Raw genomic sequence first — 10,227 nt, 5'->3', positions numbered from 1 at the left:
AGCTACCTCGCCGGCCTCCACCTGCGCGCCTCAATGATCTGGCTCAAGGACCTCACCCGGACGACCTGTTGATCACAACCAAATACGCGCCCTAGGGCCTGTTCTGAGTTTCGATCAAGTTCGGCTGATCGGCTGCGCCGTGCCTCCGCTTCGCTGTAGACAACTGGCCGTGGCACGAGGCGATCTGGCGGACGATGAGTGGGCCCTGGTCGAGCCGTTCCTGCCGGTAGGCGGGCGCGGACCGTACGACCCGGAGGCGGTGCGACGGCAGTTCAACGCGGTCATGTGGCGGTTCCGCACCGGGAGCCCGTGGCGCGATATCCCCGAGCGCTACGGCTCCTGGTCGACCGTGTACGGGCGCTTCGAGCAGTGGGCGAAGGCGGGCGTCTTCCAGGCGCTGATGGACGGCATGATCGCCGAGGCGGCGGCCCGCGGCCAGGTGGATCTCTCGCTGGTCAGCGTGGACTCCACCGTGGCCCGCGCGCACCACCACGCGGCCGGGATGCGCGTCGATCCGGAACTGCTGGACGAACTAGCGCAGGCGGTGGAGGAGGAAAAGGGGCTTCACCAACCGGGCAAAACGCCGCGATAGCCCTGGCCGAAGATCCGGCCGAGGCCGGCGAGGCGCGAGCCCGGGAGGAACGTCGTCGTGTACGCCGCCTCCGCCAGGCGCGACTGCGCACCGCGGACCTCGGTCGCTCACGCGGCGGGCTGACCACCGAAACCCACGTCTCGGCCGACCGGCGCTGCCGCCCCTTGTCTTTCGTGCTCACGCCCGGCCAGGCCGCCGACAGCCCCCGCTTCGCCGAGGTCGTGGACAAAATCAAGGTGCGGGGCCGGGTCGGCCGACCCCGAACCCGGCCGGACGCTGTGGCCGGGGACAAGGCGTACTCCTCCCGCCGCAACCGCAACTACCTGCGCCGGCGCAAGATCCGAGCCGTGATCCCGGAGAAGGCAGACCAGGCGGCAAACCGCAAGAAGAAGGGCCCGCACGGCGGTCGTCCCGTCGGCCACGATGCGGCGCTGTACAAGGAGCGCAACACCGTCGAACGCGCCATCAACAAGATCAAGGAGTGGCGGGGGCTGGCCACGCGCTATGACTGTGAGGCCGCGCAGCTACGAGGCCGGGCTGCACCTGCGGGGTGCCGTCATCTGGCTGCGCAGCCTGCGACCCGCCCAATGATCAGAACTCAGAACAGGCCCTAGGCCGACCAGCATCGGCCAGGTGTGCGTGACCCGGTGCGAGGTACGCGGGTCGGGCATAACGCGAACCGCGTCCAGCAGCGATGGCAGCCATTCCGGTGCACACAACTCATCTGGCCGATGCCCAGTTGGTCAACGAGTTGATGTGCGACGGGCAGGGTCGGGCAGGATGGCATGCGGCGCGGCCTTCACGATCACGTCGATATGATCACCGAGGGTCGCGCCCTTCGACGTTCACCCGGTTCCTGTCCAACGTCCGAGCACGCATCAGGCCTGCGGGGCTGGGTTCCCACGGATCGACCTTGCGTGCGGCGCTGGGATCTACTGCGGGCAGGGGGGAGGTGTACGGGGGCGCCCGGCAGGTGGGGCCGGGCGCCTTGTGTGGAGGTCCGTCAGGCGGTCCGGCTGTCGTACAGCACGGGGTTCAGCGGCGTGTCCGGGACCTGGCCGGCCTGCGTGCCGGGCATCCAATTGCGGTCGCCGGCCTGGTTGTCATTGGTGGGCTCGGCGACCCGGATGTCGGCATCCATGTAGATCACGGTGATCACGCGGCGCGGCACCGTGTCGCGGTTCGGGCCTGCATGGTGGAAGGTCCACCCGCGGTGGAAGCTGGCGTCTCCGAGGGCGAAGGGCTCGACGACGTCCTCGAAGTTCTGCTCGGCCAGGGCCTGCTTCAGCCGTGCCTCGGACTCGTCGGAGATGGGCAGGTCGCGGTTGTAGGAGTAGTTGTGGCTGCTGCGGGCGAAGGCGAGCGGACCCATCTCGAGGGGCGTCTCCTGCAACGGCAGCCAGATCGTCAGGCAACGGTCAGAGGACAGCGGCCAGTAGTACTGGTCGGCGTGCCAGGGGGTTATGCCACCGCTGGGCTCCTTATACAAGGCCTGGTCATGATAGAGGCGCACGGCGTGTACGCCGATGAGCTTCGCGGCGATGCCGGCCAGCCGCTTGGAGAAGACGAGCCGCTTGACCTTCTCGTTCTCCCGCCACAGGTTCGTCACTTGCAGGAACGCCTTGCCGTAGGTGTCGCGCTCCGACAGCGGCACGTGTTGGGTGTTCAGCCGGATCACCTCGGAGGTGATCGTCGGCTCGTACTGTGCGATCGTCTCCGGGGACAGCACGCCGGACAGGTGGACGAAGCCGTCGCGGTTGAAGTCGGCGGTCGCGGTTGGGGCCAGGCCCTCGTAGGGGACATCCAACTCGCATGCCGGTGCTTGCGTCGTCGTGGTCATGTGGCCTTGCTCCTCATACGTCATGGGGCGGATTGCCGGTGTCCACCGTCGCAGGATGGGAGTGGCGCCACCACCACCGTGATTGCCCATTTCTGGTACTCAGTTGTCATTTACGCGTGCCGTCGTCGAGGCTAGGTTGACCGCGTGAGGCCACGCTACGAGCAGCCCGGCATACCCGACGGGACCACGTTCACCTGCTTCATCCGCCGCCAGGAGGTCTTCGACTTCGCCTGGCATCACCATCGGGAGTACGAGCTCACACTCATCACCGAGGGCGTAGGCACGCGCTATGTGGGTACCACTGTGGAGCGCTACTACCCCGGCGATCTAGTCTTGCTCGGCCCGGACCTTCCGCACACTTTCGCCTCCGAGCCGTACGAGGGAATGGCCGAGGCAGCGGTGGCGCAGTTCCGCTACGACTTCCTCGGCACGGACTTCTTTGCCCTGCCCCAATTCCGTACGCTCGCCGGCCTGCTGGCCCGCTCCGCCCTCGGCCTCCACTTCGGCAGCGTCCCGGGCGAGGTGCACGCGCTCCTGACCCAGCTGCCCTGCCTCGATGCCGCGGCCCAGACCGTGGCGCTCCTCGACACGCTGCGCTATCTCGCCGCGGACGCTACGGCCATGCCGATCACCGGCCCCGGATACGCCCCCGCCCCCAGCACCGCCGTGCGCGACCGCATCGACGCCGTGTGCCGCCACCTCCAGCAGACCCACACTGAGCCGGTGCACCAGGAGCAGGTGGCTGCGCTGGTACACATGTCGTCGACATCCTTCAGCCGCTTCTTCCGCCGGGCCATGGGCCGCACGCTCACCGACTACGTCAACCAGCTACGGGTGGAGACCGCATGCTCCCTGCTGACCACCACCTCCCTGCCAGTCACAGAGGTCGCCGTCCGCAGCGGCTACCGGAACCTCTCCAACTTCAACCGCCGCTTCCGCGAGCTAAAGGGACTCCGGCCGACGGAATACCGGGCTGCACACCAACAAGCAAGCCCCGCCTGACCGCTGCGACGGCAGGGAGCGGATCAGGCGCGAGTCCAGGCCGTCGAGGAGGCCCGAACGACGAGTTCGGGGGCGAGCAGCAAGCGCTCGGGCTCGCGGTCGGGGTCGGCGATGCGAGCTAGCAGCAACCGCACGCACTCCCGCCCTGCGGCGCCGAGAGGCTGCGTCACGCTGGTCAGTGGCGGGGTCAGCAGGCGGGCGGCTGGGGTGTCGTCGAAACCGGTGACCACAACATCCTCACCGGGCGTCAGGCCGCGGTCGGCCAGCGCCCGGTAGCAGCCGACGGCCAGGGTGTCGCTGGCAGCGACCACGGCGGTCGCACCGGCGTCGAGAAGAGGACCTGCGGCGACGCGGGATAGTTCGACGTCGTCGAATGTCTCGGCGTGCCGGCCGCGCACCGGTAGGCCGTGGCGTTGCATGGCCCGCTTCCATCCGGTTGCGCGGTCGTCGCCGGCGCCGGAGCCGCGTGGCCAGCCGAGGAAGGCGATCTTCTTGTGACCCTGGGTCACCAGGTGCTCGACCGCGGCGGCTGTGCCGGCGGCGCCGTCGACGTCCACCCAGTCGCCGACTTGCCGGCCCGACCACATGCGGCCGAACGCAGCGAAGGGCACCGAGCGCTTGGCCAGCCATGGCTGGCGCGGATCGCCATGGGTGGTGCCGCTGAGTACGAAGCCGTCGACGCTGTAGGTGTCCAACAGTTCCTGGTAGGCGTCCAGTTCTGTCGGGCCGTCGGGAGCGGCGAACAGCAGGATGCGGTGGCCGGAGTCGTCGGCGGTCTGCGACAAGGCATGTAGGAAGCCGTCCATGACGGGGTTCGATGTGTCCGGCGGGACCGGCTTGATGGCGTAGCCGATGAGCTTGCTGGAGCGGGTGCGCAGGCTCTGGGCGGCGCGGTGGGGGCGGTAGCCGAGGGCGTCGATCGCCCGCCGTACCCGCTGAAGGGTGTCGGGGCGCAGCAGGTTCGGTGAGTTGATGGCGTTGGAGACGGTCTGCGGAGACACCCCGGCACGGTGCGCGACCATGACCAGCGTGACCTTTTGGGCCGTACCGGCCCGCTCGTGCGGTAGTTGCGCCCTCGCCACCGCGCCTCCTGAAGGTCTCGTTGTCGAAAGTCAGTGAATTATAGCGTTCCAAGGGATTGTCTCGTGCCATGAGCTGTATCTACAGTCCTTGGAACGATCTAATGCCTCAGAGATTGGTCTCTTCTGCAACATGAGTCTCAAGATCCCGGAGGAAGCCGTCCCAGGGCATGCCACCGCGTGGGGACTGCAGCCTTTCCTGCACGACAGCTGCATCACCCTGCACGCGCCGAGCTTCACCGTCTCCCGCCCCGACGGGCAGCTACGCGAGGGCGCGGACGGCTTCTATCACGGTGAACGCCGCGCTCTCGCCCGCCTGGAGATCACCGCCGACCGCGTCCACGCGGCTCCCATCGCGGGCGGCGTCGAGGGCGCGGACCGTGCCCTGTTCCGCACGGTGCTGCGCGGAGTCGCCGAGACGACCGCCGACCCCGCGGTGGTGCTGGAGCGGCGGCGCACCACCGCGCCGGGCCGACTGACGGAGTCGCTGAGCGTGCTCAACCCCGGCCGCATCCCGGCCCGGATCCGACTCACGCTTACCGCCGGAACCGACCTGGCCACGATGGAACAGGTCAAGTCGGGCAGACCAATGGGCCCTGTGCCCGCCACGGTGGAGGTGGCCACGGGCGCCGCGCTGTTGTGGGGGGACCAGACCGTGCAGGTACGCCTGACGGGCAGCCCCATGCCTACGGGCATCCAGGCGAGTGCGGAGAGCGGACAGCTGCACTACGACATCACGCTCGCCCCGGGCGCGAACTGGGAGGCGGAGTTGGTGTGCACCGCCGAGGACGCCGAGGGCGAACCGTTCCCCGCCCCCACCACCGAGGACACCCCGTGGCGGACCCCGCGTCTGCGTAGCGCCGACCGCCGCTTCGACAACTGGCTGCATCAGTCCCACGCCGACCTGCAGAGGCTGTTGCTCTCTGACCCTGACCACCGCGAGGATGTTTTCCTCGCCGCCGGCGCCCCATGGTTTGCCACCCTCTTCGGCCGAGACTCGCTGTGGGCGGCGCGGATGCTGCTGCCGCTCGGCACCGGCCTGGCCGCCTCCACTCTGCGCGTCCTCGCCCGCCGCCAGGGCTGCACCACGGACCCAATCACCCAGGAGCAGCCGGGCAAGATCCTGCACGAGGTCCGCCGCGCCAGCCTGCGGCTGCCCGAGCACTCCCTCGACCTGCCGCCGGTCTACTACGGCACCGTTGACGCCACACCCCTGTGGGTCACCCTCCTGCACGACGCCTGGCGCTGGGGACTGGACCCGGCCCAGGTCGAGGCGCTGCTGCCGCACGCCGAGGCGGCGCTGGGGTGGATGCGCGACCACGGCGACGCCGACGGCGACGGCTTCCTGGAGTACATTGACACCACCGGCCGCGGCCTGGCCAACCAGGGCTGGAAGGACTCCGGCGACTCCATTCGCTTCCGCGACGGCCGCCTCGCCGAGCCACCGATCGCGCTGTGCGAGGTGCAGGCCTACGCCTACGAGGCCGCCCGCGGCGGCGCCGCCCTGCTGCGCGCCTTCGCCAGGCCGGGAGCCGACGAGTGGGAAGAGTGGGCCGAACGACTCAAGTCCCGCTTCCGCAGCGCCTTCTGGGTGGAAGACGAGCGCGGCCCGTATCCCGCCGTCGCCCTCGACCGCGACAAGCGCCCGGCCGACTCCATCACCTCCGGCTTCGGCCACCTGCTCGGCACCGGGCTGCTCGACCACGCCGAGAGCGCCCTGCTTGCCCAGCGCCTCGCTGGTCCTGACCTCGACTCCGGCTTCGGCCTGCGCACCCTCAGCAGCGACTGCGGCGGCTTCAACCCGCTCGGCTACCACATTGGTTCCGTCTGGCCGCACGACACGGCGATCGCCGTGCACGGCCTGACCCGCGCCGGCCACCCCGAAACGGCGGCGGCGCTCGCAGTCGGGCTGATCCGCGCATCGGGCGCTTTCGATGCCCGGCTGCCGGAGCTCTTCGCCGGTTACGGCACCGATACCGGGCACCGCCCTGCCCCGTATCCGGCAGCCTGCCGCCCACAGGCGTGGGCGGCCACCTCGGCCATGCTCGTGCTGCAGGCGCTGCTAGGCCTGAGCGCGGACGTCCCGAACGGCACGCTCACGCTCGACCCGCAGTTGCCCGCGAACCTCAGGCCACTGCACATTGCCGGGCTTGAAGTCGCCGGCCAGCCACTGGAGATCAGCATCGCTGCGGACGGCATGGCCAACGTACAGGCACCGGACGGATTGACCGTGCACCTCGGCGCATAGTCGTCACCGGGCGGGCACCGTTCCCGAATGCCCGCCCCACCGCTCCGGGACGGCGGCCATACCGACCACATTCCACTCCTGTTTGAGCTTCACCTCCTACGACACGTCCTGAGGAGACGGACATGAAGACGAGACTCACAGTCACCTTCATGGCGATGAGTGCGCTGTTGTTGGCCGGCTGCGGCAGCAGCTTCAACAACTCGACGCACTCGAGCGCCCAAGGAACGGACAAGGGCCCGCTCACCCTGCTGTTCGGCTCGAGCGGCCCGGCCGAGACCACAGCGGTCAAGAACGCCGCCGCCGCCTACACCAAGCAGACCGGCATCAAGGTCACGGTCATGCCCTCGCAGAACCAGACACAGCAGCTGAGCCAGGGTTTCGCGGCGAACAAGCCGCCGGACCTGTTCTACCTCGATCCCGCAACGTTCCAGAACTATGCCAAGCGAGGCTCGCTGGACGCGTACGCGCAGAAGCGGTCCGACGTGAACGACTTCTACCAGCCGCTGCGGCAGGCGTTCACCTACAAAAGCAGGTTCTACTGCATGCCGAAGGACTGGGGCAGCCTCGCTTTGGTCGTCCGGAAGGACGACTGGACGCAGGCCGGACTGACCACCAAGGATGTCCCCACCACCTGGGCCCAGCTCGAGCAGGTCGCCAAAAAGCTCACCACCAGCGGTCGCGCCGGGCTGTCGCTGCCACCCAGTCACTCTGGCATGGATGAGTTCCTCTACCAGGCCGGCGGCTCCATCCTCAACGCCAACGGGACCCAGGCGGTCATCGACAGTCCGCAGAACGTGCAGGCCCTGACCTTCCTGAAGAAGCTGATGAACGAGGGCGTCCTGAAGCTGCCCACGCAGCTCGACTCCGGCTGGGAAGGCGAGGCGTTCGGCAAGAACAAGGCCTCCATGATCATCACCGGACCCTGGCTTACCGGGGCGATGAGCAGCGACTTCCCGAGCGTGAAGTACCAGGTCTACCCACTGCCGGCAGGCCCCGGCGGCGACAGGGGGACGCTGGCGTTCACCAACTGCTGGGGCATCCCCGCCAACGGGGCACACACCGCCGCGGCCGAGAAGTTCGTGGACTTCCTCACTAAGCCCGGGCAGGAGCTCACCTTCGCCAAGGCGTTCGGCCCGATACCGCCACGGCAGTCGGCGAGTGCCCAGTGGGCCAAGGAATTCCCCGCGGACCAAGCCTTCGCCGACGCCGCCGACGCCCACCCGGACATCGCACTGCCTGGTGCCCAAGAGGCGATCGCCGACTTCGACTCAAAGCTGGCCCAACTGGCCACCAGCGACCCCAAGACCCTGCTGGCCAGCGTGCAGACCAACCTGCAAACCCTGATCGGACAGAACAAGTGACGGTCGTCACCGAGCGTGCGCGCCGCGGCGCACGGACGGCTACGCCCTCCCGGCGACGCGGCGTGCGTCGCCGGGAGGGCATAGCCGGATGGCTGTTCGTCGCGCCGGCGATCGTGCTGATCACGGTGTTCTTGCTCGTACCGATCCTGATGGCCGCGTGGGTCAGCGTCAGCGATTGGTCGGGCCAGGGCAGTCCGTTCAGCGGCGGCGTGCACTACGCCGGCACGAGGAACTACGCCGCCCTGCTCGCCCAGACGGGTCTTGCCCGCGAAGACTTGATGCTCAGCCTGCGCAACAACATCTATTTCGTACTCCTCGTGATGCCGTCGCTGACCGCGCTGTCGCTGGTTCTCGCAGTGGTGCTCAAAAACAAGCGGCTGGCCGCGCGGGGCTTCTTCCGGATGGCTTACTACTTTCCCTCGGTGACGAGCTCCGTCGCTATATCCGTCGTATTCACCTTCATGTTCAGCGGAAGCGGCATGGTGAACGCGCTTATCGCCTACCTGGGCGTTCACGGGCCGAACTGGTTCGCCGACCCGGACGGGCTGGTGCACATCATCCTGAGTGCGGCCGGCATTCCTACGGCACCTAGCGCGCTGGCCGATCACGGCATGTTCGGGCTGTCTTGGTGGGACTGGCTCGCCGGACCGAGCGTGGCCATGACCGCGATCATCATCCTCACAGTTTGGACGGCGAGCGGGACGTTCATGCTGATGTTCCTTGCCGCGCTGCAGAACATATCCGAAGAGATCGAGGAGGCTGCCATATTGGACGGCACCACCGCGTGGCAACGACTGCGGCTGATCACATTGCCGATGCTGCGCCCGACGCTCTTCCTCGTATTGACGCTGGAACTGATCGGCACCTGGCAGGTATTCGACCAGATCTACATCATCAGCCAGGGAAACCCGGCCAATACGACATTGACCCCGGCGTATCTCTCCTACCAAACCTCATTCGTCAACGATCAATGGGGACAAGGCGCCGCAATATCGTTCATCTTGTTCGCGATCATCGTGATCCTGACCATCGGCCAGCGCTGGCTGCTGCGTGACCGAGACACAGCCAGAGAGAAGCGGCAGCAACGGCGGTACGCACGCGCGCTGACACCGAGGACCCGCTCATGACGCTGACCGTCCGGACTCGCCGACGACCATACCGTCCCGGCGAGATGCGGCCGCTCGCGAAGCTGGCCAGCTACATGGCGCTGCTGATCTTCGCGGCCATCTACATCTTCCCGTTCCTGATCGAGCTGGGCTCATCGTTCAAGACCGACTCCGACGCGTCCAACCATCCGCTCAATCCCATCCCGCACCAGTGGGTGCTCACCGCGTTCCGAGCACTGTACGACCAGGACTTCCTCCGCTGGTTCGCAAACTCCGCGATCGTCGCGCTGAGCGTGACCGCAGGACGCATCGTATTCGACTCGATGGCCGGCTATGCGCTCGCCCGACTACGCTTCTCGGGCCGACGCACGGTCTTCTCCGGGATCATCGCGGTGATGGCCGTGCCCAGCGTCGTCCTGATGATCCCCAAATTCCTCGTGCTCAACGAGCTACGGATATACGACTCCTACAGCGGCATGATCATCCCGCTCCTTGCCGACGCGGCCGGCGTATTCATCATGAAGCAGTTCTTCGAGTCAATCCCGCGCAGCATCGAGGAAGCAGCAAGCATCGACGGGGCTGGCATCTTCCGCACCTACTGGTCGATCGTCTTGCCTATGGCCAGACCCGCGCTCATCACGCTGACCATCCTGTCATTCCAAGGATCATGGAACGAACTGTCGCACTTCATCATCTCTCGGCAAAACCCGAAGCTCAACACGCTGACCACCGGCGTCGCCTCCCTCGTCAGCGGCCAACTCGGCGCGGGCAGCCAGTACCCACTCAAGCTCGCCGCCGCGCTACTCATGACCGTGCCGGTCGCCATAGTCTTCTTCGTCTTCCAGCGCCACATCATGCGAACCGGAGCCGGCGCCATCAAGGAGTAATCCCTGCTGTCCCGGGCGCTGTCACGTTGGCTGAGCGGGCGGGATGATGCTGGAGGGGGGATCGCTGGTGTCGTCTGTGTCGCCGTCGTACAGGGGTCACCAGTACCCAGTG

The 10,227-nt window shown here is 67.5% G+C and carries 7 protein-coding genes and 1 pseudogene; 6 read left to right on the top strand and 2 right to left on the bottom strand.

Annotation, left to right across the window (positions count from 1 at the left end):
- Window positions 1–169: 169 nt before the first annotated feature.
- Window positions 170–1,183, top strand: a pseudogene (locus tag ABZ904_RS41565) (IS5 family transposase).
- Between the two features lie 412 nt (window positions 1,184–1,595).
- Here ABZ904_RS41565 and ABZ904_RS41560 read toward each other — a convergent pair.
- The gene (locus ABZ904_RS41560; protein WP_361829299.1) at window positions 1,596–2,432 is read right to left on the bottom strand and encodes a phytanoyl-CoA dioxygenase family protein; all 837 of its coding nucleotides are present in this window, start codon (window positions 2,430–2,432) and stop codon (window positions 1,596–1,598) included.
- Window positions 2,433–2,576: 144 nt separating this feature from the next.
- Between ABZ904_RS41560 and ABZ904_RS41555 the strand changes: the two genes are divergently transcribed.
- Window positions 2,577–3,434 (top strand): AraC family transcriptional regulator, encoded by an 858-nt coding sequence (locus ABZ904_RS41555; protein WP_361829297.1) that lies wholly within the window; start codon window positions 2,577–2,579, stop codon window positions 3,432–3,434.
- Between the two features lie 23 nt (window positions 3,435–3,457).
- Here ABZ904_RS41555 and ABZ904_RS41550 read toward each other — a convergent pair whose 3' ends face one another.
- The gene (locus tag ABZ904_RS41550; protein ID WP_361829295.1) at window positions 3,458–4,516 is read right to left on the bottom strand and encodes a LacI family DNA-binding transcriptional regulator; all 1,059 of its coding nucleotides are present in this window, start codon (window positions 4,514–4,516) and stop codon (window positions 3,458–3,460) included.
- A 130-nt stretch (window positions 4,517–4,646) separates the two neighbouring features.
- On the opposite strand from ABZ904_RS41550, the gene ABZ904_RS41545 reads away from it, so the two are divergent.
- From ABZ904_RS41545 to ABZ904_RS41530, 4 genes are all read left to right on the top strand, one after another.
- A complete protein-coding gene (locus tag ABZ904_RS41545; protein ID WP_361829293.1) occupies window positions 4,647–6,761 on the top strand; it encodes a glycogen debranching N-terminal domain-containing protein in 2,115 nt (704 codons plus the stop codon).
- Window positions 6,762–6,883: 122 nt separating this feature from the next.
- Window positions 6,884–8,122: an extracellular solute-binding protein gene (locus ABZ904_RS41540; protein WP_361829291.1), complete on the top strand. Its 1,239-nt coding sequence runs from the start codon at window positions 6,884–6,886 to the stop codon at window positions 8,120–8,122.
- Entirely contained in the window at window positions 8,119–9,249 is a 1,131-nt protein-coding gene (locus ABZ904_RS41535; protein WP_361829289.1) for a sugar ABC transporter permease, read from the top strand. The genes ABZ904_RS41540 and ABZ904_RS41535 overlap by 4 nt, the downstream gene beginning before the upstream one ends.
- Window positions 9,246–10,115, top strand: coding sequence for a carbohydrate ABC transporter permease (locus ABZ904_RS41530; protein WP_361829287.1), 870 nt, complete (start codon window positions 9,246–9,248; stop codon window positions 10,113–10,115). The genes ABZ904_RS41535 and ABZ904_RS41530 overlap by 4 nt, the downstream gene beginning before the upstream one ends.
- The last annotated feature ends 112 nt before the right edge of the window (window positions 10,116–10,227 follow it).

The organism is Streptomyces sp. NPDC046900 (genome assembly GCF_040644975.1).
GTDB lineage: Bacteria > Actinomycetota > Actinomycetes > Streptomycetales > Streptomycetaceae > Streptomyces.
This window is presented reverse-complemented; position numbering and strand designations above follow the sequence as displayed.